The organism is Rubinisphaera margarita (genome assembly GCF_022267515.1).
Taxonomy (GTDB): Bacteria; Planctomycetota; Planctomycetia; order Planctomycetales; family Planctomycetaceae; genus Rubinisphaera; species Rubinisphaera margarita.
The window spans coordinates 66,583-92,804 of record NZ_JAKFGB010000020.1 but is presented as its reverse complement, the minus strand read 5'-3'; the positions used below and the strand labels follow the sequence as shown (position 1 = coordinate 92,804).

Here is a 26,222-nt window from a genome sequence, read left to right as displayed (position 1 = left end):
CCGCCCCCTCAAGTGATGTGTTGTTACTAACCCAAAGCCATCCTGGCAGGACAAACCAGTGTCGATTCGGCCATCGTCGGGCCGACAGACAACGTCGGTTGTGACTCTGTGATGCAATCTCCAACACTGGCAGGCCAGAAAAACAGGGTAACATGGGTATGGTAAAATTCAATATGACGGTTGTAAAAAAGAGGCAGGCTGGGACAGCAAATTACACATCAACATTCGTGTATATCAGCGACTTTCGCTCGCGATCGGAGGCGACGATTGCGGCAACACCGTAATCGAAAAACTCTCATCGATATCCGGCCACCATCTGATATCGCCGAGAATCTTCAGTTCCCAGCGAATTTGGTTATTGGTTGCTCGCACAGTATGCATGCTGCCAATGGGGATCGTGACGTCAGCCTCGCCGATTTCCATCGCAAAAGGATCTTCCAGCACGGCAATATCGTGCACGTAGAAGTCGTCCGTGTCGGTGTACGTATTTGTTCCCTGGCGGTATTGAATCCATTCCTTGCCCACGAGCCGAACGGTCAACTTGCGAATCGACGAGACTTTTCCGTCGATCAGCCATTTGATCCGGATCGTATCGCCGAGCGGAATCTTGCGTTCACTGACGACGAGTTTCGGCACCGGATTGAACATCTTCAGGAACAGATAGAGGGAGACGCAAAGGCCTCCCAGCCCCACCGCTACGAAGGGAAGCGCGAACAGTGTCATGAATATTGGAGAATCGCCGTCCCTCCATCCGTCGATCACTTCCATCACCAGGAACGAAACAATCGAGCACCAGAACAGAGAGAAGAAGAGACAGGCGACAAACACCAGCTTTGAATTCTGCGTCGGCCTCAACTCCTGTGGACCTGCTGGCGTGTCCGTATCGCGCCATTCCGTCTTACTCCCCTGCCCCATGACGGCGGCGAGCCGGACCGCGGATACGGGAAGCTCGAACTTTTCATCGAGCTGATCAATCTTGCGGCTCATTCTCCGGGACAGAACCGGCACGGCGATCATGCCGACAAGTCCTACGAGTGCGAACGGAACGGGAATAAATGCGAACAGGATCGTCGACCGAAACTCGCGGTTCAGCACCGCCTCGGTGGGATCATCCGGATTGACATAGCAGACCGTTTCCGCACCGACGGGAAACTCGCGAACGAACTCAACCGGATCCGCTGGCCTGGCGGGCGCGACGTCGTAGGTGTACCCCGTCCCCGCCACTTCGAGCCCTCTGTAGGTATACTGGTACTCGAGTACGAGATTGCCGATCCCATCCACTTCCGACTTAGTGATTACACACGGGGTTTCCGCCCAGCCGCGCACTTCGAGATAGGGAACGAGCAGGTCCGACATCATGGCCGTGGAGCCAATCAGGCCGACCATGAGAAAGATTCCGAAGAAGAACATGAAAAAGCAGCCGCACCCCATCGCACTGGACTTCCCATGCGAGAGAGCTTTTGCAGAGGACTTACCGTTGAATTCGGCCATGGAATCGCTCATCCTTTTCAGGGTCGCCGGCTGCGTTCAGTTCGCATGTCGCGCATCTTAAACGGTCGCTGTCCCAGATGACAGTTTCCCCGACTCGAAACACGAGCCCGTCTTATGCTGCATTTCATACCGGCAACCCGCTCGCAGGCTCTGCGATTCTTTCAGAACGCCCTGATTGGCACGGCGTTTCTGGGATGCGCCCTCCTGACCTCGTCGACCCTTCACGCCGATCGGTTTGTGTTCATCGACGAGACTGGAGAAAAGAAAGAGGTCGTCGGGAGACTCCACGGCAGTGGACAGGGAGCTTATGCGATCGAACAGCGGGACGGCAGCATGGAAGTGATTGCCCAGGGAGCCGTCATCGAACGGGACAATACGGTCGACTGGACTCCGTTCACCACCGACGAGATGGTCGATCAACTGACCGAACGATTCACGCCAGACCTGTTTCGCAGCTATGTCGACGACAACTTCGTAATCGGAATGGTGCTCATGGCTCCGCTGGACCGAACTGCGGAAGGCCCGGCCAACGGCTTCCTGCGGAAGGCCGCTCAGTTCATGAACAATGTCAACAACGTCTTTTCCTCATTCGCCCGAGACATGCGTCTCGACACCAGAGATCCTGACACTCCACTCGTCCTGCTGATCTTCGAATCGGACAGCGACTTCAACGACTATGCCGCCAGCGTCACCAAGGGGCAGGGTCTGTCAGTGAGCAGTATCTCCGGCTTCTACGACGGCATGACCAATTACCTGGCGATCCGCATGGCCGAGTGTGCAACCTTCGAGGTCCCGCTGCACGAAGCCATTCATCAGCAGGTTTATAACCGGGGCATTCTGCAGCGGCTCGCTCCGATTCCGAGCTGGTTCAACGAAGGAATCGCGACCGGTTTCGAGGCGAACAAGGACCGCATCCAGTCGGGGCCGGCCAAGGTCCACTCTCGTTACGCCGCACAGGTGTCGTCGGTGGAGCAGGTCAGCTGGGAAGACCTGATTTCTCAGGACCTCGCCTTTCAGGGGGACGTAATGGCGGGCGATGCCTACTGTCTCGCCTGGTGCCTGCACTGGTTGCTGGTGACAGAACGTCCCGAGAAATATACCGAATACGTGAAGATGCTTGGGGAGAAAGCCCCGCTCGCCAAGGAAGATGACGCGACGCGAACCGCCGAGTTCGTCGAGCATTTCGGAGACGACTTTCAACAGCTGCGACAGGACTTCAATCTCGCGTTGCGGAACGCGATGCGCCGGCAGCGAAATACTCGTGAGCCGCCCCAGAAACCGGGTTACCTGAATGCTCAGCGGGGTCTGGCGGAGATCGAACTGACGGCTCTGAACCGCCAGGACCGTGGCGGTCTGCTGGAAGTCCAGGGGCGTATCCGCAATATGAATCCCCTGCGAAGTCTGACGTTCGCCGTCAGCATCGTGACCGACGGCAACACCTATGCCCAGTGGATTCTGCCATCCGTCGGGTCCAGTCGAGTCGTTCCGCTGACCAAACAGTACGCCCAGGATCAAATCCCCGGAACAACGCCGCAGCCTTCCAATTCGTTCCGCGTGCATATCCAGGCCGTTCTTCCGGACAGCCCTGAAGCCCAGCAATGGCTCCGAGGCCAGGGGCCAGATCCGAGAGAAGGCTGACCATGGACGACGACGCAGCAATTATCCTGCTCAGTTTCGACACCCTCTCTCCACTCCAGTTGACCCCGTATGGAAACATCGACGCCGAGACGCCGCTCCTGGATGAGCTGCTGAAACGGGCCGATGTCTATTACGAATTCCACGCACAGCCGGGAGTGTTCGCTGAGAGTCGCGACCGACTTGCGGCTACACTCCAGAACGCTGGAATTGAATCCGATCGCCTTGTCGTCGATTCCGGGGACGCTATCGAACGTACCACAATCAGGCCCCGTTCGTTCATGCATGTCGAACTCGTAATCGGATCGGCTCCTTCCGTTGATGCAGTGGATATTCTGATCGAATCGGCACTGGCGGCGCTCGATCCCCCCGGGAACTGTTGGTGGATCATCACAGCCAACCGTGGGGGAGACCTGTCGCAGTGGCAGGATCTGGAGGTCCGCTTCGGCGAGGCGTTCACGGAGAGCCTCACGAGAAAGCTTTGGGCTCCTCTGATTGTAATCAGTCCGGATCCCGAACGGACCGCCCGGCGGCATCAGGAGTTGCTCACCAGTGCTGATCTGATTCCAACCGTTTGCGAGATTCTCAGGATCTCACAACCCGAGTGGTCGACCGGGATCTCCATTGTCGATCGGTCGCGGCAACCTCGATCAGAACTCCTTCTCCTGGCCGAAACGCATTGTGGACTGCGGACCCCCGATCGGCTTCTGGTCACTCCACGCGAGCTTCTCGCAGCGACTTCGGAATCGGAATTCTCGACCGAGTGGCCTCGACTGTTCGTCAAACCAGACGACCGATTCGATGTCAACAATCTCGCTGTGAATGAACCTCAGCGGGCGGCAGACTTGCTCGCACGACTACAGGTTCTCTTCAACGAATCACGGGCGAACGGATAGAACATTTTCATGTTTCTCCTGCAGTCGCGTGGGCGCAAACCCCCTGCCCTTCTGTGTTTGCTGCTGCAAATGCCTGCCGTCGAATTTTGACTATGCTCAAAAAAACGGCCGGGACTGAACCAGTCTCCGGCCGTTTGAATCGCTGTCAGCTTACCGTTCGACTTAGCTGAACAGGGCGTTGTTGATGTCCGTGATTGTCACATACTCATCGTCAGCCGGCTCGGCATCCGTGCGGACCGTTTCGTCAGTCACGGCTTCAGGGGCGGCGACGTTCAACGTCAGTTCGGTGTCGCTGGTGATGCTCTGCACGGAGAAGATTTCATCACCGATCAGGATCTGCTGACCGGCATTTAACTCGGTCGTAAACGCCGTCCCGGTTCCGGTCAGCGTGGCACTTCCGAGCGTCGTTGAAACGGTGCCCGTAATCGTTTCCGTCAACTGCGTGTAGCCATCGAGCGGAAGTTCGCCGAGGGCGGACTCATTCAGTACGCCTCGCAGGTCGAACGTATTCAGATCGTGAATCGCATCGACGACCGTCATCCCGGTGCCAATCACGCGGCCGAAGACCGTGTGCTGGTTGGCATCGAGGAAGGCGTTATTGGTGGTATTGAAGAACCACTGGCTGGTCCCCGATTGTGGCGAAGCTCCGAGAGCCATCGAGAGCGTGCCACGAACGTTGGAATTCGCTGCGTTGAACTCGTTCTGAATAGCCGCGTCCGTCGCGACGGGCTGGAGATCCGGATTGAGAACGAAGCCGCCCCCCTGGATCACAAAGTCGCCCCCGGTTTGAGTCCGGGCCGAGCGATGAATGATCGAATTCGTGTAACGGTCATCATAATTCAGGAAGTTCTGCACGGTGATCGGAGCATCGGCATCGAGCAGTTCGACATCGAACGTTCCTTCGGAAGTCACGAAGCGGCTAACCGTACCAATGGCGTAGTGAACGTCGATCTCTTCTTCGACTTCGCGATTGAGAGCATCCGTTGCTTTGACGGCAATCTGGTTGGCACCGTTATTCGTGGCTGTGTTCGTCAGCGTGGTGGTGATCGAGAACAGGCCGGTTGCGTCGGCAATGTCGGTTCCGTCGTCGAACTCGCCGTCGCCGTCCGCGTCGATGGCAACGGTTGCCCCGGCGGTCGTCGTGCCTTCGATCACAAACTCAGCCGTATCGGTGAGCAGGGTTCCGTTCGACTGAACGACACTGTCCGACAGCAGGTCAAGCGTAAGGGTCAGATCAGCCGGCGAGATCCGACTGGTAAATTCTGCCGCCAGTGCATCGGTGACGGCGAACAGTCCGGTCGTCGGATCGTCGAGACGGTCTTCGGCTGTTGTTCCGGTAATGCCCTGCTCGACCGAACCCGTTCCCGAGTTATCGCCGACGGTCACATCAGATCCGATTTCGGCGGCATCGGTTCCGCGGCCGCCCTTCACTTTGAGATCGTCGCCGACGGCAGTGGTCGTCACCTGCACGACATCATCGCCGGATCGGGTTTTGACCTTCAGATCGTCCGAAATTGTGGAATCGGTGATCGCCACATCATCGGCCCCGTTGCCGGTCTTCAGGCGGAGATCGTCTCCAACCTGGGTGGAATCGATGCGGATATCGTTGGACCCGCGACGGGCAATGATCTTCATGTCGTCGCCGGTGGCCGTGCTGTCGATAAAGACGATGTCGTCGCCCTTACCGGTATCGAGCCGCAGATCATCATCAACAGTGACATCGTTCAGCCAGACGCCGTCGTTGCCGTTGTGCGTCCAGATCCGGAGGTCGTTGCCGACGAAGACATCGTTCAGGCCGATCTTGTCGTTACCCGATCCACCCCAGATTTTCGCATTGCGACCGAACGAGACTCCACTGAGAGTGAGGACATCGTCGCCGCCGTTCATTCGGGCCTTCAGGTTCTTCTCGATCGAAGTCGCACTCGTCAGCAGCGTAACGTCGCCGGTCTGACCATTCACAGTCGTGCCATCGAGACCACGGGCGATGAGATTGCCATTCTCGGCAATGATCAGCACATCGTTGCTGGCGTCATCCCCTTCGATTTCCATATGGCCGCGTTCGAGGGAAATGGCGACATTGCCGGCGAGCAGCGTCCGGCTTTCGAGCACTTCGCCAGCGGTCTGATAGCAATGACGACCGAATTGCCGACGGCCATTTGCGTTGCAGAACAGTCGGGACAGAGTCTGAGCGAGAATCGTAGCAACTGGCATAAGTAGGGAACCTGGGAAGAACTTAGGTGAGAACAGGTGTCGAGTCACTCATCCTACGCCCCTCCCAGCCCAAATTTAAGCCAGAGAATTGGAAAATTCTGCCCGGATCGCCAAGTCGCGCTATTCTATGGCGACTTTGCGGGCCTTAACTTCCTCGGCAGCCGAGACTTCGGGATTCGGTTCCGCCGAGCCTTCCACCTGTCCATCGATCCAACGCACGGCATTCGCGACCGACGTCAAAAAGGCTTCGTTGGTCCATGTCTCGTCGCGGTGGCCCAGGTTATTGAAGTAGACCTTGCCCTGGCCCCAGTTCTTCACCCAGGCGACCGGAACGTGATACGGCTTCTGGGGAGTGCAGCGGGACATGTCCAGGCTCATCAGGACCCGGACCTTTTCCGGCTGCCAGTTCACGTACTGATAAATCTCGTCCTGATGGGTAAATTCCTGGCCGAACGGCTGCATCGTCGGATGTTCCGGATCGTGCACAGTCATCGTCACAGTCGCTCCGGCGTTCCAGGGATGCCCTGAGAATGTGCCGCCGACCATGTCCCAGTACCAGCGATACTCTTCGTTCTTCTTGGGATCCCCAGCCCGATAGGTATCGGCAGCCGAATGGAAGCCGATGAAACCGTGGCCGGGCTGCTTGAGCCAGTCGTTGATGAAGTAATCGCGATCTTCCGGGGCGATCGGCAGAGCCCCCGTTGTGTAGAACATGACGATGTTGTAATTCTGCAGGTTCTCCTTCGTGAAGTCGGCGGCACAATCCTGCGTGCAGTCGATCTCGTAAAGGCCCGACTTCTGTCCCAGCTGGATCATGGCCACTTCCGAAGTTGCCAGCGTCTTGTCCGCCCGTTTCACCGGGTTGTGCACAAACCCCTGACTCTGGGTGACCATCAGCACGCGCGGCTTTTCCTGATCAGCCGCCTGAACAACAGAAGCCGCGAGCAGACAGGCCGCGACAAAACAGAACACATTCCCGGTCAAACGCTTCATGAGGGTCCCTTTTCCAGCACGGTTCAGCAGATCACACGCACAACGATCGATTACGGATTCGTTGCCGCGTTATCAGAACACGTTTTGCGGAACTTGGCAATCATCAACGTATCGACAACCAGTTGTGTCGCGTGGTAGATCAGAGGCGGCATGATCGCGACGGGAGAAATTCCGCTCGCCAGAATCAGTGGAGCCGTGGCGACTTCAATCGCAATCGGCAGTGTCTTCTGACTTGCTGAGAACGCCACACCAATCGCATCGGCGCAGTCACACTTCCAGGCTCGGGCCAGTCCCCAGCCAGCCGCCAATCCAACGAGGTGAATAAAGAGCCCGCAGAAAAACACGATGACGAACTGCAGCAGCGACAATCCCTCGGCATGACTGTCGAAGATCGGTCCGGTGCGAATCGACGTCACGAAGATGATGGTCAGAATGCCAATTTGAGCGACCGATCCAATCATCGTTTTCCGCTCGGTGGCGAAACGAGCCATCGCGGGGATCGCGCGGCAGCACTGTCCAAGTAACATCGGCAGCACAGCGACAATCAACAGGCGTTGAATGAGCGGAACAGGCTCAATCGGGACGGACTGACCAAGTGTCAGCGTCAGCCAGAATGGCACGGTCAGAAAACAGAGCGCGTTCGAGACCAGCGTGACGATCAGCGGGATCGCATCGTTTCCGCCCGCTTTCCGCGTCCAGACCGCCGCGGAAGCCAGCGTCGTTGGCACGGCGGCGAGGATGAGCAACCCTGAGGAAAACGGTCCCAGCGGAACGACGCTGACCAGCCCCCAGCTGATTAACGGCAGTAGCGCCGTATTGATCAGCATCGCGGCAATCACACCAGTCGGCCGGGAGGCGATCGTGCGGATGTTCCCGGTCGGGAGCGTGAACGCCATGCCGAAGAGCACGAAGAAGACGATGACACTGGTGTTGACCGACTCGCGGACGAACTGATCCAGGCCGGGGACCTGTTGACCAAGCACCACTCCGGCGGGCAGAAGTATCGCGAGCGCCAGGAGAAACCATTGCTGAATCAGAAACCGGGTAATCGTTGTATGCTTTCGGCCTGCACAAACCTGGTGAGGGTGTAACGTTCAGAGTCGAATAATCCGCGTCCTCGGAGAACCGACTGAGCCGCTCGGGGACTAGTTTGCCGGCTTCCATTTCTGGATCAGAAGTTCCCGGCGGACTTTCTGGTCCTCCTGCAGTTCGCCCTGTTGAAGGATTTCGATCGCTCGCTGAGGATTCCCTTCGGCGGCTTCCGCTTCGGCCCACAACATTCGCGCCGACTGCACCCAGTGCCCCTGCTGATACCGTTCCAGATAGTTCTGCAGCGTATCGCCGGCCGAACGGTACTGCTCCGTTTCAAACTGAGCGACTGCACTCCAGTAGTGAGCATCTTCAGCCTGCAGGAACCGCATCAGGTTCTCGAGCTCGACCTGAGCCCCCTGCCCCGGCACCCGGAATTGCAGTCGGATCCGCATGTAGGTCTGAAGCGCTTCGACATCGCGGGCGATGAGTTGTTCGACGCGAGCTTTAAGCATCTTCCGCTCCATGCTCACCCGATACGAAGTCTGTTCATTCTGATCCTGACTGGCCCGGATCGACTGGACTTCCTTGAGCAGCGTCGCGACCGTCAACTGTCGCAATCGGGCTTCTTCGTCCGTCGGATCAAGCAGGCCGGTATACATCCGATGCGGATACGGCCAGTACTCAATCTCCCGGTCACCGATGATCGATCCCAGCGATTTCTTCAGTCCGTCGTCGCCGTGAATGGCCGCAGACTGGTGCAGATTGCAGGCCATGTCGCCGACGAAGTCCAGTTGAAGCGCTTCCATCCGCGGTGAAGCCGAGATCGGCGCGACTGGCAACATCACCTTTGCTGTGGTCCAGTCGGCGTTTTTCATCCGCGTGATTGGAGAATCTTCCGGCCAGGTCACCTGATCCAGACCGGCAAACAGATTCTTCAAATCGGCGTTGAACGTGGCCAGCTCCCAGGCTTCGGCGTCGCCTTCAGGCCGAATTTCGATGCCGAGTTGCGGACAGAAGACAACCAGCTGTGATTCGAGCGGAATCAACAGCAGAGCGGGAACCTCGGGCCGCAATGTCAGATCGGCGTCGTGGGTGAGCAGCAGCGATTCAATATTGAGTTGCCGCAACATCGAAGCCGCCATCCAGATGCGATCGTAAGGCAGGCCGCGTCCCGCCAGGGCGACATCCTGAAGAGCCCGGGGAATGCTGAACGGATTCAGCTGGTCGAGCGTTTCCTGAGGAAGCAGTCCAGCGGTGGCAAGTCGACCGTCGATGAGGAGCTCGTCGATCGGAAGATTCCGCCGCACGTACTCCATAACAGCCCGCACCTTCTCTACGTCGGTCGGCGAGAACTTGACGACTTCGGTGACCATCTGCCGCATCAGCAGCTGATCGCGGAGATAGTGAATATCAGCTATGGATGCCGACGGATTATTCAGACTGCCCAGTGCTTCTTCGTCGTTGAGACTCGCGAACGCCGGAGCCGAGACATCGAGCTGCCCATCCGGCATCTCGGCACAGCTGCCGAACCACTGGTTCAGAATGACCAGAGCCGAGGTCGGTTCGCTGTCCATATTCTCCGCACTGGGGCGCAGAATCTGATAGACCTTGTCGAGATTGGCCTTACAGATCCGCCGTCGTTCCAGATTCTCGCGGGCCTGGCTGGAGCCGGTTTTCTCTTCCGTCTGTGATTTCGGATTCTCATCCTGGTTCTGGCAGCCCAGAACCGCCAGCATCATCACCACTGGAAAGCTCCAGCGGAACGTCGTTCGAAGGTGCCGCGCCATGATGTCGTTACAGCTCTGCTGATGTCTCGGAAAGGGAAACCGTCGAGGCAGCCCGACGGCTTTACAGGATTGACGGACGATCGAGCCTTCAGGCGGACTTCGACCACTCGTTGACAAGTACGCGAATTTGCGCCAACTGTTGGATAATCTCTCTCAAATCCTTGAGAGGCAGCATGTTTGGTCCATCGCTGGGAGCCGAATCGGGATTCGGATGTGTCTCCATGAACACCGCGTCTGCTCCTGCGGCGACCGCCGCACGCGCCAGAGGCGGGATCATTTTCCGGTTGCCACCGGTCGTTTTGCCGCCCGGTCGCTGGACACTGTGAGTCGCATCAAACACCACGGGACAGCCGGTGTCCTGCATCAACGGAATGGCCTGCATATCGTTGACCAGATGCCCGTACCCGAACGTCGTGCCACGTTCCGTCAGCAGAACCTTCGACTGCCCGGCTTCTCTGCACTTGTTGACAACGTGTTGAATATCGGCCGGAGCAATGAACTGCGGCTTCTTGACGTTGATCACGCCATCATTGGCGAGCGTCGATTCCGACGCGGCGACCAGCAGGTCGGTCTGGCGGGCCAGAAACGCCGGAATCTGCAGAATCCGACAGACCTTCGCCGCCGGGGCGGCCTGTTCGGGCAGATGAATATCGGTCGTGGTCTGCAGTTCGTACTTGTCCGTGACCGCCTGCAGAATCTCCAGTCCCTTTTCGAGACCAGGTCCACGAAAGCTCTCGATACTGGTCCGATTCGCCTTGTCGAAACTCGACTTGAAAATCACATTCACGCCAAGCTCATCGGCGATGTCGCGGATCTGACCGGCGACATCGAGAATCATTTCCCGCGATTCGATCACACACGGACCCAGGATGAACAACAGCGGCTCGCCATGTCCGCACCGAAAGGATCCGACTTCAACGCTATTCTCAGGCATCCGACGCGTCGCTTCTTTCCGAGAGAATCACAGTCTGCCACCGAATCGAGCTTCCGTGGCTTACTCGTGCATCTTAGCTCGTCACCTCAGGTTCGGAAAGAAACGACCGACATCGATCAGCCGGCTTTGGCCCGTTGTTCATCGCGATGCAGTTTTCGCAGCCGGCGACGCTCCTTCTTGCTCAGGCCTTTCAGAGAATTCGGGTCGAGCCGCTCCCCTCCGATATAGTTCTCCATGTCGATCGAGCCCTGCTGGTCATCGTCATCATCGTAGTCGTCGTCCGACTGCGGGAAGTCATCGTAAACCGGTTTCTTCGCCGCGACAGGCTTCTTATCGACGGGCTTCTGCTGAACGGGAGAATCCTCGGCGTTCGACTCGTCGTTCTCTTCGACTCGAGCCGCGCTCTTGACGCGAATACGAGGCTTCTTCCGGGAGGCACGTTCAGCAGCCTTCTGCTCGGCGGCGTGACGGGCTTCCTCGGCTCGCTGAGCTTCTTCCTGTTTTCGGGCTTCAGCGGCCTGACGAGCTTCTTCCTTCTTTGCTTCTGCGGCCAGTCGGGCCTCTTCGCGTTTCGCTTCCACGGCGAGACGAGCCTCTTCCTTTTTGGCTTCCGCCGATCGTTTGGCCTCTTCCTTTGCCGCGATGGCCGTTTTACGGGACTCCTCGGCTTGAGCCAGTTTGGCGGCACGAGCCGCTTTGGCTTCTTCGACTTTCCTGGCAGCTTCTTCGGCACGAGCCGCGGCCTTCGCCGCTTTCTCCGCCTTTTTCGCTTCGCGAGCCTGACGTCGAAGTTCTGCCCGCGTTGGCTGAGCGTCATCCTCTTCGGAAACCGCCGCTGTCCGGGCACCGAACAGGCGGGACATCATCCCTCGACGAGCAGGACGAACCTCTCCGTCTGATTCCTGACCATCGTCTTCCGACTCGGATTCAGAAGCCGCCGGTTCAACTGGCTTGTTCCGCTTCCGTCGGGCTGGTTTCTTCTCTTCAACTTCATTGTCCTCTGCGGCGACGGCTTTCCGGCGACGCGATTTCAGAGCCACTGTCTCTTCAGGTTCCGACTGCTCCTCGGCAGCGTCTTCTTCCGTGATCGACATGCGACGGCGGTCGCCCAGCGAACGTAGTCCTTCAGCCAGGCTCGCAAAACCCTGCAGCATCCCGACGAACAACCAGCTCTGTCGTTTGCGAACCGGATCGGAAGAGACGTACATCACATAATGCGTCTGAGAAACCAGAGCCGAGAACATGAGCGTGGGCGTCAGGAGCGCCGTGGCGGCGAGGATCGTCCCGATGACATCCAGAAACGTGCGGTATTCCGGTTGAAACCGCATCCACTCCGCGTAGGTGTAGATGACGGCGGAATTCGCGCAGAGCAACAGCATCAGCCAACTGCGGCGGCAATGCCACATTTCCCGGGTAAAAGCGCGGACCGGTTCCACCATGATCCCCGCGACCGGAACCAGCCACAGCAGCGCACAAAGCAGCGGAACTTCAATGCGGGTGTAACTGGCGACCATGGAACTGCAAATGCTGTGCAGCTCACATCCGGCCGCGATCCCGATGATGGCAAACGCCCAGCCGGACCAATACCAGGATTTGAAACATCCTTCAAAGTCGTTCACGCTCGCCGCCCGAAACCAGCTGATCAACCAGCAGGCCGAAGCACAGGCCAGGAGCATCAATCCGGTCAGGAATCGCCAGATGTGTCCGGATTGCAAATCGAGCGACACACGAAGCGGGTGGCCAGCAGGCAGCGGCCACGTGGCGCTGATCAGCACCAGAGCCAGCATCGCGACTGGCAAAGCGCAGCAGATCAGCCAGATGCGAACCGGATTAAAAGGAATCAGGCTGGCGATGGGCGAACGGGGGCGATCGTACGATTCTTCATCGAGTCGACGAATATGCCAATATCCCCCCGAACGGCTCGCTTTCTGAGGAGCTTCCGGAAGATTCTCGTTCTCACTTACGAGCCGTCGGCGACGCCGGTCATCGACGGCGCGCGACCCGGCAAACTTGACACCCATTGTTGACCTTCCCTGGTCCTTCAGTCTTTCGTCTCACGCTCCGGGCGCATCCTGTCCGTAGGAACCGCAATCCGGGTCGTATGGTTCAAATCGAATCACCGGCCATGTCGGCTGCAATCTATTCGTTCGATCCTCTCCGCTCTACGAGCCCCTGCTGTCAACCCTTTCCTAATCGTTACGGATTCACAGCACGCCATTATGGCACCTCAATCCAATTGAGCGGCCCCACACCAAGAATGCCATTATGGCATGCAGCGACGCGCCAGCGTAAAAACGCGCCAATAACGATAAAACGTTACTAAAAAACAAGTTATGACTCACATTTTTCGTGAACCAAACGATTGGCACGCACGTTGCAAATACCATTGGCTGTCCACTCAACTTCTGATCGGACACCAAATCAGCCCGAAATGCAAAGGAGAAACAACCATGTTGGGTTCATTTGCTTTGCCAAAACAGTCGCGACTCCCGGACGTTTGCCAACGTCTGCAGGATGAGCTTCAGAGTTCGCTGATCGAGTTTCGCAACGGCCTGATGGCTTCGCAGGGCGCGCTCAGTATGAACGTCTATAAAAAGGATAACGAGTTCCTGATCCGCCTCGAACTGCCAGGCGTGACCGCAGAAGACATCGAAGTCGATGTGGTCGGCGAACAGGTTCGGATTGCGGTCGAACGGAAGCAGCCCGAACAGTCTGAAGGTTCAAGCCTGAAGCAGGAACGGCCATTCGGTCGCCTGCAGCGGGAAATGCAGTTCGCTTCGCCGATCGATACTTCGAAAACGGAAGCGAGCTTTGAAAAGGGAATTCTTGAACTGAAACTTGTGATCGCTGAAGAACTTGCCCCGAAGCGGGTTCCGGTTCAAGGCCGGTAATTCGTCGGGGGACTTCTCGGTATTCAAACACATAAGATGAAGGAGTTTGTCACATGTCAGAACTTCAAAAGGTGAATGATCCTCAGGAAACCAGCAGCGATGTCCAGCACATTCCGGAGTCGACACACCAGGTCATGACGCGGCCTCGGACGGATATCCGCGAAACGGATCAGGCTTATCTTCTGCAGGCGGACATGCCGGGTATTGATGAAAGTACCGCAGAAGTCACCGTGGAGAAGAAAGTTCTTACGATCCGGGGCACGACCCAGCCGTATACTCCGGAAGGATTTGAGAACGTGTATCGGGAATCGGATCAACGCTTCTACGAGCGGGTCTTCCGCCTGCCGGAAGAAGTCGATCCGACCGCCCTCGAAGCAACTGTGAAGAACGGTGTTCTGACCGTCACTCTTCCCAAGCGTCAGGAGGCTCAACCGGTTCGCGTCCGGATTAATGCTGGCTGATCGAGGGAGTGATTTGCTCGCAGAGCCCTCTCCCGTCAGGCAGGGGGCTCTTTTGCTGCGCGGTCAAAACGGGAGATTCTCCCTGGTTCTGATGGGGGATCCTTTTTCTCATGCGGCGTTGTGATATAACCGATGGTTCAATGATTCTACCTGCTTGAGCATCTTCCTGCGAAGTATGGCAGAGTCCATCCGAAGGTGATCCAGACCGTAGAATGAGGCTCCTCCTCCGTGTCGCCAGATCCGTCCCAGTCGCCGGAACGCCAAAAGCCCCATCCGGGTCCGCGTTCCGACGTCCTGCGAACTCCGCGGCGATTGATGATTGCGGCCGGAGTCACGCTCTTAGGGCTCCTGCTTCTGATACTTCCCATTGAGTGGCAGCATTATCACCGGACGTTCAACAGCCCGCAGCCGTTGACGGCCTGGATGGCCAACTTCAGTGGGGAGACGTCGCTCTTCTTCCTCTGGCTCATTTTGCTTCCGCTCGTCTGGCGAATGAAGCGGGTTCCGGAGTTCGAGTTGCCTCCCCGGGGAGTTCTCGCCTGGGCGAACGCCGGGACGTTTTTCACCAGAACAGTTCGGGAGCGGGAACTGGCTGCTCGCGCACCCCACAAAGGTCGCTGGGTTCTGCCGGCTGCGATGGGCTTGCTCGGTTTCCTCAACACGCTGGCTGTTGGCTCCCGCTTTGGTGATCTGCCGCCTGCCTTCCACGATGAATACAGCTATCTGTTTCAGGCGGAAACCTTTCTGCAGGGCCGGATGACCAATCCCCGCTTTGAACCGGCTCCCGAACTGTTCGATCAGATTCACGTCCTGAATCTGCAACCCGGCCATTTTGTCAGCCGCTATTTCCCGGGGACGGGACTCTGGTTGACGCCGTTTCTGGCGTTCGGAATTCCCTATTTCGGCTATGCGGTCGCTCAGGGAATCATCACCGGTCTCGTCGCGGCCCTGGCTCGTGATCTCGCTGGAAACGGTGCCTGCCTGATTGCAGGACTTCTGACCGCAGCGATGCCGGGCATGATGCTCTTCAGCAATTTGCTTCTGGCCCATCACCCCGGCCTCATTGGCCTTGCCCTGTTCCTCTGGGCCTTTCACCGGAACATCATCCAACCGCAGTGGAGCTATGCCATGGCTGCGGGAATCGGGCTGGCCTGCGCCATGTGGTGTCGACCAATGACCGCCTTCGGAATTGGGTTGCCGTATGGGATCTGGTTTCTCGCCGGGCAGTTTCGTCAGCGGTCGGGGAAGCATCGACTGATCCAGATTTCCGCGATGGGCGGTCCGCTTCTCGTCGGACTGTTGATGCTACTGCCCTACAACGCGGCGACAACCGGCGATCCGTTTCTCACGCCCTATCAGCAGTACACGCAGAACTACACGCCGCGGCACGTCTATGGCTTCGACAATCGCGTCCGCGGGGAAGCATGGATCGCCGAACAGGCTGCGGACGGCGTCGAGTTGCCGGTGGTCGAGAACTACGACCAGTGGGCGACGAACCTCACGTTTTCCGGCGCCCTTCAGAACGAATTGAACCGGATAGTCTCGACGGGTCAGTGGACGCTGGGCATTGTGCCGACGCTGGCTGCCCTGCTTTTCTTCCTCGGGATCGGTCATCGCGATCGTCCCGAATGGTGGCTCGTGCCCGCAGCGATCTTCTCACTGCATCTTGTGCACCTGCCATACTGGTTCGACGGCATTATGCACTGGCACTATGTCTTCGAGGCAGCCCCGCTGCTGGCGTTGATGTTCGCGCGAGATACACAAATCGTGATTCGCAACAGCTGGAAGTGGCATCGCCCCTGGCTGTCGGCCTGGTGGCTCGGACTGCCGGCTCTCGGACTGCTGATCAGCTATACGACGTTCGAGCCATTCTGGCAGTCGACGCTGTCCGCTGGCATCAGCGAAATCCGCTACGCCCGGGAAAAGCACGACACTTTCAATCAGCTGATCGCCACAATTCCGGAAACTCCAGCCGTGGTCTTCATTATTCCGGATCCGAACGATCTGCACATCGACTACGTCATCAATGGACCGACGCTGGATGAGCCAGTGCTTCGCGCACACCGGCTCGCGGATCGTTTTGAGAGCCCGCAGCTACGGGAACTTTTCCCGGCGCGCAGGCTCTATCAATTCGACGTTCGTACAAGCGAACTCCGCGAGCTCATCACGGCAGAAGCCGTTGAGCCATGAGCGTGAGGCGATTACTGGGCTTCGACAGCCGACCAGTTCAGCAGAGTTTCTTCCGGGTTGGCCAGGACAAGCGTTTCCTGATCGTCGGTTTCCTCAAGCGGATAGCCGGATTCTTTCAGGGCAACTTCCTGTTCGCTTCCCTTGCTGATGCGCAAATCGTCGTCAATGGCCCGAAACCACTGCAGATGCGGCCAGTCCTTGCGGACCAGTTTCAAGCAGGACAGCATCGTGCGGCCGTTGGCACCTGGGTTAAAGCCGGCTCGATGAGCGATTTCCGTGAACGTTCCAAGCTTATCGGCCCGTTTCAGTTCCCACAGAATTTCGGCCACGGCTTCGGCGCGAGACATTGACATGACAAACCTCGTTAATTGACTAGCAAACTCTTCAAGCCCGTTTATTTAGTTCGTACTCTACGATAATGAAAAACCCGCGAACTCTCAATGCCGATCCGCAGTGGACGGCCCCGGCATTCCGGACAATCCCTGAGACCCTCTTGACGACAAATTTTGCGGAATCCGAGATCCTGCCATGACAGAATACCCTCAAACCCGTCTCCGACGTCCCCGCCAGTTCGACTGGTCCCGCCGCATGGTTCGGGAGAATCATCTATCCGTGGATGATTTGATCTGGCCCGTGTTCGTCTGTGAAGGGACCGATCAACAGGTGCCGATCGATTCCATGCCAGGTGTTTATCGAAATTCACTCGATCGACTCGAATCCGTCATCGGCGAAGCCGCGGAGCTGGGCATCCCGGCCATCGCTCTGTTTCCCGCGACACCTTCGGAAAAGAAGTCCCCCGAAGGACAGGAAGCACTGAATGAGAGCAACCTGATCTGCAGCGCGATCCGGAAGATCAAGTCGCTGAATCGTGATCTCGGAATCGTCGCCGATGTTGCGCTCGATCCGTACACCACGCATGGCCAGGACGGACTGGTTCGCGATGGCTACGTCGTCAACGATGAATCGGTCCACATGCTCTGCCAGCAGGCGGTCGTTCAGGCTCAGGCCGGCTGCGATATCATTGCGCCTTCCGATATGATGGACGGTCGCATCGGCGAAATTCGGATCGCACTGGACGAAGCGGGATTCGAACACGTTCAGATCATGTCTTACGCCGCCAAGTATGCCTCCGCGTTCTACGGACCATTTCGCGACGCGGTCGGTTCCAAATCCAATCTCGGGTCGGGCGACAAGCGGACTTATCAGATGGATCCGGCCAATACCGACGAAGCCCTTCGCGAGGTCGAACTCGATATCGCCGAGGGAGCCGACTACATCATGGTCAAGCCGGGCATGCCGTATCTCGACATCGTGCGGAGAATCCATGAGCGGTTCCACGTGCCGACGTTCGCTTACCAGGTGAGCGGGGAGTACGCGATGATCATGGGAGCGATCGAACGCGGCTGGCTCGATCGTGAAAAGTCGATCCTGGAGAGCCTCGTCGCCTTCAAACGGGCCGGAGCGTCCGGGATTCTGACCTACTTCGCCGTGGAAGCCGCCCGGCTGCTGCGGGAACAAAGGTAAAGGCTCCGACAGGGAGGCGGTTTCAACAGAGGTGGCCCGGCCTGGCGGCACGGGCCACCTTTTTTCTTTGAGATGACCTGATCCCTGTAGCGTTTCGGCTGCACGGTTGTTGCCTTTGGGCAACATGTCCGCAGACGTGGAATCACAACGCAGCGAACGCAGGTTTTTTGCCCCTGTGCTTTTCTTGCCTTCTTGCAACAACTGGTACCGGCGACTGGAATGCAGGAGTCGTGGTCAGTGAGTCGTGGATGCGACCGACAGGGATGCCTGACACGCGACACTCATCGCGATAATCGCGATGCTGCTTAAGCAGAATCATTCAGTATCACGTTGAAAGATTCGAGCACTTCTGGTCAAAGGACCTAACTATGTTTACACAACTTCTCAACGATGAAGCAGGTTTCATCGTTTCCGCCGAACTGATTCTGGTCGCGACCGTGGTCGTTCTCGGACTGATCGTTGGTCTCAGCGAAGTCCAGCACGCCGTCGTCAGTGAAATGAACGATGTCGCCGACGCCGTGGGCAGCCTCAACCAGAGCTACATGTACTCCGGTTTCTCCTCGAAGAAGTCGATGGGCTACGGCTACAAAGCTTACGCACGCGGTTCCGCATTCAACGACACAATGGATGAATGCGACAACAACCAGTGCGACATTGGTTGCGACGAACCTGTCAGCGAAGGCTACAAAGATTAGAGCGACACGCTGAAAACAGATAAGCCCCAGCCTTCTTCGAAGGTCGGGGCTTTTTCTGTCGCCGTGGCACTGCTACTCCGCCGAGGGAGGAGGAGGCAGGCGGAAGAAGTTCGAGGGCGAGGGCTCCTTCGGAACCATGGCTTTGTCCTGGAAAATCGGCGGCGGCTGCAGAACTTCAACCTTGGAGACCGTGCCGACCTTGCGGGCAACTGCTCGAGTTTCATCAAGGATCTGCTCGACGTTCTGCTGCGTATGCTCCATGACTCGGGACGTCGGATCGCTCAACAGACTCGACAGATACTCGTCGGTCGAACGAAACCCATCCAGACCTTCGCGAGGCGCTGGCAATACGGGTTCATCGTCTCGTGGAGCACCAGGCGTCGGCAGGGATTCGACGAACTCATGCTTCGTTCCGCGCTCCGGCTCGGGAGTCGGGATCGGGACGGACGGTTCCTGTTCGCGATCGATCTTCGGCTTTTCCATTTCCAGGAGCATGCTCGGAATCCCGGTGAGCGCTTCGAAGGGATTCCAGGCTTCTCCGTCAGCCGATTTCTCTGGAACCGGTTCGGACTTGCCCGCCACGTTCACCTGAGACTTATTGACTCGCGGCGTGGACGTCAGAGAGCCGGGCGTCCAGTTCCCCATCAGGGCAGCGTGCATGATCTGAGCCATCTCGGCCTGACCTTCGTGGGAGCTTTGCGGCAGTTCAATCTCGACGGTCGGATAGCCTGCTTCACGCCGTGCTCCGGCGACGTTGACGTCGGAGAGCGAGGAGACCCGATAGGTTCCGGGAACGGAAACCAGTGCGGCGATCGACTCTTCTTCCGAAGAGAACCGCATCCAGCCGCGATCTTCGTTCCCCTGAACAACACGGACCACTCGCGTCGGATTCAATTCGCTCAGCCGACTTTCGGGGCCGGCCATGCCCCCCTCGGGATGTTCGACCAGAATCTCGAGGGTGCGACTGCCGTCTGTTCCCAGCCATTCCCGGCGGAGACCGGTGAAGATCGCGGAGAGCAGCAGCGGATTGCGACTGACCGATTCATCAATTACGCAGACCGTGCGATCCTGACCGCTGCCGAGGGTGAACTGACGCCAGAATTCGGCCGCAGCGGGCGGACGACTCGGCGTCTGAGATGGCGGGGTCACTTTCTCACCTCCTGCCGGCTTCGATTTCTCGCTTCCCCCCGGCAGAAGATCGGTCAATTGTTCGGTGAAAGCGGAGAAGGCTCCCTTCTTCCTGGTAGCGGACGCCGCCGGCTGCTTTTCAGTTGAGGGTCGCTGCTTCTCCTGAAACTTGGGAATCGACTGGCTCTCGCGATGGACGACCGGTTCATCCCAAAGTGATTTCTTCGAACTCGGTCGGCGCGAGGAATCCAGGTTCTCTGGCTGATTGTCGAAGGGAGAAAATCCGCCGGGGCTCTGGCGTTCATTATTTCGCGGCTGAGCCAGACCGTTTAACACATCCTGAGCGGTGTTTTGTCCGTGGCTGACCAGATCCGTCGGCAACGTTCTCGCGTTCGTCTCGGGAAACGGGATCGGATCGGGCAGATCGTCGTTGTTGAACGGGATCGCGTCGGAACCGGATCCGAATCCGGGAGCGTCGCCGTACTGATTCCATTCGGCGAAGGGATCGAAGGCATCTGCGGCGTCGTCGCCAGCCGGCGCACTCATCATCTGGTGCTTCTGGTAGGCGTAGCCGATGGCGCAGAGAATTGCGACGGCCAGGAAGTGGCGGAAGACAGCAAACATAGGTCGGGTGCTCGCTCTGGAGCGCTTTTGAGCAGGAGGCATCGTTCGCTGCGGACGCGGCTTCGGAGCGGACGGTTTTACCTGGACGGACTGAGAAACGAGTTCCGTGGAGGAATCGTGATCAGCGTCGGGAAAAGACGTCTCTGCGGGAACATCGGCACTCTCCGCAGGCAGAGCGTTCTGCTGCTGGGCGTCCCGAATGCATTGCTCCCGCCGCCTGTTGCGGTTGTAGCGTGCGAACATGATGCATTGCCTCAATGCGCATCTTGAGTGGAAATCGTTCGAGCCGGTCGACTCTGCTCGTCCACGAGCAGTTTGCGTTATCGCACCGAATCGAGTGTCGGCTTCCCAACGTCCTGCCGGAAGAGCCACATTCAGTTGTCACGGAGCCGATGCCCCGCGTGGTTAACGTTCAATCCCGAACGTATAACAGAGCTGTTCAAACTCCTCGGCGTATTCGGCCGTGGAAGAGTGAACGTGTTCAGCTTCGGTAATGAATTTCAGTTCGCGACGGCAGTCGATGCCGTGTTCTCTCAGAACCGCTTCGAACGGAGTCAGGTCCTGTCCGTAGACGATGATGAGCTTGTGCTCATCGAACTGGACTTCGTAAGGCACGCGGGGGTTGAGAACGGCCATGCCGGCGCAACCGTCGTTGAGAAGAAGTTCTTCGTGATCCCAGAGAATGCTCTTCAGCACCGGGGCATCGATCGACTCCCGGTAAAGATCGCGGTGCACGCCCGCGGCCTGCTGATGGCTGGTTTCCAGAACCAGGTCGACTTCTTCACCCAGCGGATCGAGCAGATCGACGAACAGGTCCATCAAACGCTCGCTGGTCTGGGCGACGAGCAGCACGGGAATCTCGGCTCCGGTTTCGTTGTCGTAGTACTTGTCCTTCCGGTAGCCGGCACTGGGCACGACGTCGAGGTTGTACGACGGACGAACGGCATCGGTCAGCTTGAAACTCCCGTAGCGGGAGATGCTGAGATGGTGTTCCAACTGCTCTTCGGTCAGGTGATCAAAGCTGCTTTTCTGCGAAGCCAGGGCACCGTCACGATGAGTGCTTTTGATAATTCGCTTGAGGAATCCCATTTTGATCCGTTCTTTCAACGCCCAGTCAAACTTCAGAAGAGCCGACGATTTCGGCCTTCCGGGGGAACGCCCGAGCACGTTCCCTCCAATCCTGTGTGAGCTCTCTGCACGCAATTCAGATTCGCTCGCGACCCGAGTCGGGTCGTCGCCACGCTCAGGTGGCTTTCCACTCTCTCCAAACCTAGAACATGTTTTTCAGGAGAGCGGATTCGGAATCGTGAACTGCGGAGACAAAGCTCGACTCTCCGACTCGACATCGCATTGGCGGAACATTCGTTTCAAACGTCATTGTCGAAGAGTGCGTCCCGCCGTTCGGCATTCGTCCTGCATCGCAGGCGGCTCAGGTCGTGGGTGACACCGAACGGAGTGATGGACACACTCAAATCTAGCACCCCGATTGCCGGTCGCTGAGAATTGGCCCCGTCGCAGACCGGTTTGCAGAAACTCGGAGGCGTTAATGATCCGGTTAGAAAACCCTGGAAACAGCGGAGACCTGGGAAGCCCCTGCATATCCGCGCGGAGGAACCGTCCGCACCAGCTGGAAGGCCCAAAACTGCCGCGAACTCGTTCACGCAGGTGGTCAGGTCGCTGAATCGCTGACCTCACTGCCGCTGATTTCTGCAATTGCTACAATCGCTTGTAAGATTGACAGTCCTTGCGCCCGAGCCCGGGAAGCAATTCGATCGAATGTCCCCAGCGAAGAACTCCGGGACTGGACCGGTCGCGGCACTGAGACCGAGCTGATTCATCGATCGAAAAAAATCATCCAGACGAAAGCGTAGTTGTGAACGAATCCTGGGAAGGCAATCCGGCCGAACTGCTCCTGTTCGGAAAAGATCCGACGAAGCAGCGGGAAGTAATTCTCAAGGAGATCGGCTTCACCGAGATCCCGACCGCCTGCGCGCGAATGCTCAAGATCTGCGAGAATGACGAGCAGAAGCGCACCCTCGAATCGTGCTTCAACAACTTTCTCTATTCGCTCTCGGAGTCCGCCAATCCGGATCAGTCTCTGCTGAACTTCGAACGGTATCTGCAGCGGTACGGCGACCGAGCCGAGCTGCTCAACTTTCTGGCGGCCAATCCGCGAGCCGTTGAAATCCTGATGCGACTGTTCGTCGGCAGCCAGTTTCTCACCGAGATTCTGCTGCGCAATCCGAGCTATCTGGAAGATCTGACGAACCATAAACGACTGGCCGATTTCAAGAGCCGATCCGACTTCTACGAAGAAGCGAAAAACTACGCCCGCAATGAAACCGATTTCTACGGGCGCATTGCCGCCCTGCGTCACTATCAGCATTGGGAATTGCTTCGCATCGGGGCCTGCGACTCCTTTGGGCTGATGGATTTCAAGAGCATTACGCTGCAGTTGTCGCTGCTTGCCGACGCACTCGTGCAGATCTGCCTGAAGTTTGCCGCCGAGAAAGAAGACCTGCCGACAGATGACTTCGTCGTTCTGGCGTTCGGCAAACTTGGCGGGGAGGAAATCAACTACAGTTCCGATATCGATCTGGTGTTCGTCGCACTGGACGATGCCGCCCGTTACTGGCCACTGGGACAGACGTTGATCGAAGCGATCACCAAGGCGACCGCCGACGGGTTTCTTTACCGCGTCGACATGCGGCTTCGTCCCTGGGGGCGATCCGGGGCGCTTGTTTGTTCTGAAGATGCCTATGAGGTCTATCTGAAAAAGAACGGGATGCTGTGGGAAAAACAGGCTCTGCTGAAAGCTCGTCCGGTCGCTGGGAATCTCGAAGCCGGCGAACGATTCCTGAAGAGGATCGAGCCGATCGTCTTTGACAGCGATCCGGAAGACATTCGCAAGAATGTTCTGGAAATGAAGCAGAACATTGAGCGTGAGCTCCAGAAGCAGGGCCGCCGCTACGGGGAAGTCAAAGGCGGCAAGGGGTCCATCCGCGATATCGAGTTCTGCGTGCAGTATCTGCAGTTGATTGCCGGCCGCGAAGACCCGACCGTTCGCAGTATCAACACCCTCGACGGGCTGGTTCGACTGGTCGAGCACAAGCTGATCAAAGTCGACGAATTTCGACACCTGTCCGATGGATACGTCTTTCTCCGCACCATCGAACACGCGTTGCAGCTGACGCACTACAAACAGATTCACCACATCCCGAGCGAGCCACGCGAACTGGCCTATCTGGCCCGCAAGCTCGACTTCCCGGATCCGAATACCTTCACTTCTTATTACGAACGGCATTCGGCATCGATCCGCCGGATTTACGAGAAGTACCTCGAGAAACCCTACGCCGATGTCGAAACCGAAGTCGCATTGGCTCGCCCGCTGCTCGAACTGGTCGCGGAAGCCCAGCCGGACTACGCCTCGACCTTCTCGGAAACGGAAATCCAGCTGCACGCCGCTCTGATCGACAAGTTGCCGAATGGCGAATTCATTCAGGTCGCGACGCATCGGCTGTCGGAGAAAAGCTGGCGACTGATCGTCGTGGGGAAGGACTTGGTCGGACAGTTCTCGGTCACCTGCGGATTGCTGTTCGCCAACGGATTTGACATCGTTCGTGGCCACGTCTTCACCGGACTGTTTCCGACGGAATACTCCCGGGAGAGTTCCGGCGAGAAATACCGCGATGCTCACAGCCGATTCGTGACCGTGCTCGAAGTCGAAGCCAACGACCCGGAAACCGGGGAAGAAGTCTGGCACAAGTACGTGACGGAATGTCGTGAGATCAGTCACATGCTGCACCGCGGTCAGATCCGCGATGTACAGGGCACACTGGCACGCCGCGTTGGGAAAGCTCTTGAAAACAAGCCGAATCCGAGCCGCTCTCTGTTGCCCGTTGAATTGCAGATCCGCAACGACGTCGATGAGAAGTCGACCGCGATCGACATCTCTGGAGAAGACGTTCCAGGCTTTCTGTATGGGCTGACGACCGGGCTGGCGCTGTCCGGCGTGCAGCTGACCCGGGTCATTGTCGACTCGGCGGAAGGACGTGTCCGCGACCGACTGTATGTCCAGTCGCTCGACGGTGAGAAAATTGAAGACGAAGGCAAACTGCAACTGCTGCGGACGGTGATCGTGCTGATCAAGCACATCGCCCATATTTTGCCGACCGCATCGAATCCGGAATCGGCTCTCCTCCACTTCCGTGACCTGCTGGAAAAGCTGTTCGACCAGCCCGACTGGGCCGATCAGCTATCTTCCCTGGAACGCCCTTCCGTTCTCGACGCGCTGGTCAAAGTCCTGGGGGTCAGCGATTTTCTCTGGGAAGACTTTCTTCGACTGCAGTACGCGAACCTCTTCCCGGTTGTTACCGACATCGACAGCCTCAAGATCTCCAAAAGCCAGGCCGAACTCGAGGCGGAACTGCGGAAACAGCTCAAAGGCGTTGACGATCTCAATCAGCAAATCGAAGTCCTCAATGCGTTCAAGGACCGCGAACTGGTCCGCAGCGACATGCGGCACATTCTGGAATACAACACGACCTTCGGCGAGTTCTCGATCGAACTGACGGATATTGCGGAGGTCGTAACCCGACTGGCGGTCGAGATCGTCTACAACAACCTGACGCGCGAGCATGGCAAACCGATGCTGCCAGATGGGAGCCCCTGCCGTTATTGTGCGGCGGCTCTGGGAAAAGGGGGCGGACGTGAATTGGGATTTGCTTCCGACATCGAGCTGATGTTTATCTTCGAAGACAAGGGCGTGACGAACGGCGTCAGCTCGATCACGGCCGTGGAGTTCTACTCGCGGCTCGTGAAGGACTTCCGTTCGATGATCCGGGCCAAAAGCGACGGTATCTTCGAGATCGATCTCCGGCTCCGTCCTTACGGAAACGCAGGCAGCCTGGCTGTTTCCCTGGAAGCCTTCGAGAACTACTTCGGCCCGGAAGGCCCGGCCTGGCCCTATGAACGACAGTCGCTGGTAAAGCTGAGGCCCATTGCTGGCTTCGACACGTTCGCCGAAACGGTCGTCGCTCTTCGCGACCGGCTCGTCTATACCGGACAGCCATTCGATGTCACCGCGATGCGTGGCATGCGGGAAAAGCAGGTCCGACAACTGGTTCAGCCGGGAACGATCAACGCCAAACTGAGTCCCGGCGGACTCGTCGACTGCGAATATCTGGTGCAGGGACTGCAGATCAGCCACGGTTTCCAGCATCCGAGCCTGCGGACGACAAATACTCGCGAAGCATTGCGGCAGCTGGAAGCGGTCGGAGTGCTGACGTCCGAACAGCGAATCCAGCTGCGGGATTGCTACCGCTTTTTACGAAATCTGATCGATGCGCTCAGAATGGTCCGCGGAAACGCAGGAGAGCTCACGGTTCCGAGCCCGGGAACCGATGAATTTGATTATCTGGCAAGACGAATGGGTTATGCCGGTCGCAGCGACGATCTGCAGAGCGAATTGCAACTTGTGATGAGCACAGTCCTGGAAATGACTTCCCTGCTCGACCAGAACGGGAAAGAATGACCACGCGGCTTCTGCATCCTATCGCGATCTGGCATGGAATTCGCCCGTCTCAGTCCGATGCGAAGCGTGATACGAATGATTGTAAATTGTTCACAATTTGTCGATTGCCATTTCAGGCCTCGGTTGACTTGCCCGTATCAGTGCTTTTTAATGTGGGAGAAATACGACGTTTCTCGAAACTGGCATCGTGGAGGACG

At 57.7% G+C, this 26,222-nt stretch carries 18 protein-coding genes; 8 read left to right on the top strand and 10 right to left on the bottom strand.

The window, feature by feature from the left end; translation table 11 throughout:
• Positions 1-234 precede the first annotated feature (234 nt).
• Positions 235-1,491, bottom strand: a complete 1,257-nt coding sequence (locus tag L1A08_RS19010) for a DUF3592 domain-containing protein (protein WP_238758110.1) — start codon at positions 1,489-1,491, stop codon at positions 235-237.
• Positions 1,492-1,605: 114 nt separating this feature from the next.
• On the opposite strand from L1A08_RS19010, the gene L1A08_RS19005 reads away from it, so the two are divergent.
• Positions 1,606-3,129, top strand: a complete 1,524-nt coding sequence (locus L1A08_RS19005; protein ID WP_238758109.1) for a DUF1570 domain-containing protein — start codon at positions 1,606-1,608, stop codon at positions 3,127-3,129.
• Positions 3,130-3,131: 2 nt separating this feature from the next.
• Positions 3,132-4,022 (top strand): hypothetical protein, encoded by an 891-nt coding sequence (locus L1A08_RS19000; protein WP_238758108.1) that lies wholly within the window; start codon positions 3,132-3,134, stop codon positions 4,020-4,022.
• A gap of 162 nt (positions 4,023-4,184) precedes the next feature.
• On the opposite strand, the gene L1A08_RS18995 is transcribed toward L1A08_RS19000, so the two are convergent.
• From L1A08_RS18995 to L1A08_RS18970, 6 genes are all read right to left on the bottom strand, one after another.
• Positions 4,185-6,233: a peptidylprolyl isomerase gene (locus L1A08_RS18995; protein ID WP_238758107.1), complete on the bottom strand. Its 2,049-nt coding sequence runs from the start codon at positions 6,231-6,233 to the stop codon at positions 4,185-4,187.
• Positions 6,234-6,353: 120 nt separating this feature from the next.
• Complete coding sequence (locus tag L1A08_RS18990; RefSeq protein ID WP_238758106.1) at positions 6,354-7,226, bottom strand: ThuA domain-containing protein; 873 nt, start codon at positions 7,224-7,226, stop codon at positions 6,354-6,356.
• Positions 7,227-7,276: 50 nt separating this feature from the next.
• Positions 7,277-8,242 carry a bile acid:sodium symporter family protein gene (locus L1A08_RS18985; protein ID WP_261362976.1) on the bottom strand — a complete coding sequence of 322 codons (966 nt, stop codon included), beginning with the start codon at positions 8,240-8,242 and terminating at the stop codon, positions 7,277-7,279.
• Between the two features lie 129 nt (positions 8,243-8,371).
• On the bottom strand, positions 8,372-10,045 hold the full coding sequence (locus tag L1A08_RS18980) for a tetratricopeptide repeat protein (RefSeq protein ID WP_238758104.1): 1,674 nt from the start codon (positions 10,043-10,045) through the stop codon (positions 8,372-8,374).
• An 88-nt stretch (positions 10,046-10,133) separates the two neighbouring features.
• Positions 10,134-10,979 carry a 3-deoxy-8-phosphooctulonate synthase gene (gene kdsA, locus L1A08_RS18975; protein ID WP_238758103.1) on the bottom strand — a complete coding sequence of 282 codons (846 nt, stop codon included), beginning with the start codon at positions 10,977-10,979 and terminating at the stop codon, positions 10,134-10,136.
• Between the two features lie 116 nt (positions 10,980-11,095).
• Positions 11,096-13,000, bottom strand: coding sequence for a hypothetical protein (locus L1A08_RS18970; RefSeq protein WP_238758102.1), 1,905 nt, complete (start codon positions 12,998-13,000; stop codon positions 11,096-11,098).
• A gap of 429 nt (positions 13,001-13,429) precedes the next feature.
• Here L1A08_RS18970 and L1A08_RS18965 point away from each other — a divergent pair, with 429 nt between their 5' ends.
• The 3 genes from L1A08_RS18965 (at position 13,430) to L1A08_RS18955 (ending at position 16,521) form a co-directional block, all read left to right on the top strand.
• Positions 13,430-13,870, top strand: a complete 441-nt coding sequence (locus L1A08_RS18965; RefSeq protein WP_238758101.1) for an Hsp20/alpha crystallin family protein — start codon at positions 13,430-13,432, stop codon at positions 13,868-13,870.
• Between the two features lie 53 nt (positions 13,871-13,923).
• Positions 13,924-14,331: an Hsp20/alpha crystallin family protein gene (locus L1A08_RS18960; RefSeq protein ID WP_238758100.1), complete on the top strand. Its 408-nt coding sequence runs from the start codon at positions 13,924-13,926 to the stop codon at positions 14,329-14,331.
• Positions 14,332-14,559: 228 nt separating this feature from the next.
• Positions 14,560-16,521 (top strand): ArnT family glycosyltransferase, encoded by a 1,962-nt coding sequence (locus L1A08_RS18955; protein WP_238758099.1) that lies wholly within the window; start codon positions 14,560-14,562, stop codon positions 16,519-16,521.
• Between the two features lie 11 nt (positions 16,522-16,532).
• On the opposite strand, the gene L1A08_RS18950 is transcribed toward L1A08_RS18955, so the two are convergent.
• Positions 16,533-16,874: a hypothetical protein gene (locus L1A08_RS18950; RefSeq protein ID WP_238758098.1), complete on the bottom strand. Its 342-nt coding sequence runs from the start codon at positions 16,872-16,874 to the stop codon at positions 16,533-16,535.
• A gap of 175 nt (positions 16,875-17,049) precedes the next feature.
• On the opposite strand from L1A08_RS18950, the gene hemB reads away from it, so the two are divergent.
• Both hemB and L1A08_RS18940 read left to right on the top strand, forming a co-directional pair.
• On the top strand, positions 17,050-18,045 hold the full coding sequence (hemB, locus tag L1A08_RS18945) for a porphobilinogen synthase (protein WP_238758097.1): 996 nt from the start codon (positions 17,050-17,052) through the stop codon (positions 18,043-18,045).
• Positions 18,046-18,413: 368 nt separating this feature from the next.
• On the top strand, positions 18,414-18,740 hold the full coding sequence (locus L1A08_RS18940; RefSeq protein WP_238758096.1) for a hypothetical protein: 327 nt from the start codon (positions 18,414-18,416) through the stop codon (positions 18,738-18,740).
• Positions 18,741-18,812: 72 nt separating this feature from the next.
• On the opposite strand, the gene L1A08_RS18935 is transcribed toward L1A08_RS18940, so the two are convergent.
• Together L1A08_RS18935 and L1A08_RS18930 are read right to left on the bottom strand one after the other, a co-directional pair.
• Positions 18,813-20,492 carry a hypothetical protein gene (locus L1A08_RS18935; protein WP_238758095.1) on the bottom strand — a complete coding sequence of 560 codons (1,680 nt, stop codon included), beginning with the start codon at positions 20,490-20,492 and terminating at the stop codon, positions 18,813-18,815.
• Positions 20,493-20,897: 405 nt separating this feature from the next.
• A complete protein-coding gene (locus tag L1A08_RS18930) occupies positions 20,898-21,581 on the bottom strand; it encodes a hypothetical protein (RefSeq protein WP_238758094.1) in 684 nt (227 codons plus the stop codon).
• Between the two features lie 784 nt (positions 21,582-22,365).
• On the opposite strand from L1A08_RS18930, the gene L1A08_RS18925 reads away from it, so the two are divergent.
• Entirely contained in the window at positions 22,366-26,025 is a 3,660-nt protein-coding gene (locus tag L1A08_RS18925; protein ID WP_238758093.1) for a [protein-PII] uridylyltransferase family protein, read from the top strand.
• Positions 26,026-26,222: the final 197 nt, after the last annotated feature.

Excerpts from the sequence above, each read along its gene's own strand:
- L1A08_RS19005 (WP_238758109.1), top strand. The coding sequence starts at position 1,606 with ATGCTGCATTTCATACCGGCAACCCGCTCGCAGGCTCTGCGATTCTTT.
- L1A08_RS18930 (WP_238758094.1), bottom strand. The coding sequence starts at position 21,581 with ATGGGATTCCTCAAGCGAATTATCAAAAGCACTCATCGTGACGGTGCC.
- L1A08_RS18970 (WP_238758102.1), bottom strand. The coding sequence starts at position 13,000 with ATGGGTGTCAAGTTTGCCGGGTCGCGCGCCGTCGATGACCGGCGTCGC.
- L1A08_RS18960 (WP_238758100.1), top strand. The coding sequence starts at position 13,924 with ATGTCAGAACTTCAAAAGGTGAATGATCCTCAGGAAACCAGCAGCGAT.
- L1A08_RS18990 (WP_238758106.1), bottom strand. The coding sequence starts at position 7,226 with ATGAAGCGTTTGACCGGGAATGTGTTCTGTTTTGTCGCGGCCTGTCTG.
- L1A08_RS18995 (WP_238758107.1), bottom strand. The coding sequence starts at position 6,233 with ATGCCAGTTGCTACGATTCTCGCTCAGACTCTGTCCCGACTGTTCTGC.
- L1A08_RS18980 (WP_238758104.1), bottom strand. The coding sequence starts at position 10,045 with ATGGCGCGGCACCTTCGAACGACGTTCCGCTGGAGCTTTCCAGTGGTG.
- L1A08_RS18950 (WP_238758098.1), bottom strand. The coding sequence starts at position 16,874 with ATGTCAATGTCTCGCGCCGAAGCCGTGGCCGAAATTCTGTGGGAACTG.
- L1A08_RS18935 (WP_238758095.1), bottom strand. The coding sequence starts at position 20,492 with ATGTTTGCTGTCTTCCGCCACTTCCTGGCCGTCGCAATTCTCTGCGCC.
- L1A08_RS18965 (WP_238758101.1), top strand. The coding sequence starts at position 13,430 with ATGTTGGGTTCATTTGCTTTGCCAAAACAGTCGCGACTCCCGGACGTT.
- kdsA (WP_238758103.1), bottom strand. The coding sequence starts at position 10,979 with ATGCCTGAGAATAGCGTTGAAGTCGGATCCTTTCGGTGCGGACATGGC.
- L1A08_RS19000 (WP_238758108.1), top strand. The coding sequence starts at position 3,132 with ATGGACGACGACGCAGCAATTATCCTGCTCAGTTTCGACACCCTCTCT.
- hemB (WP_238758097.1), top strand. The coding sequence starts at position 17,050 with ATGACAGAATACCCTCAAACCCGTCTCCGACGTCCCCGCCAGTTCGAC.
- L1A08_RS19010 (WP_238758110.1), bottom strand. The coding sequence starts at position 1,491 with ATGGCCGAATTCAACGGTAAGTCCTCTGCAAAAGCTCTCTCGCATGGG.
- L1A08_RS18940 (WP_238758096.1), top strand. The coding sequence starts at position 18,414 with ATGTTTACACAACTTCTCAACGATGAAGCAGGTTTCATCGTTTCCGCC.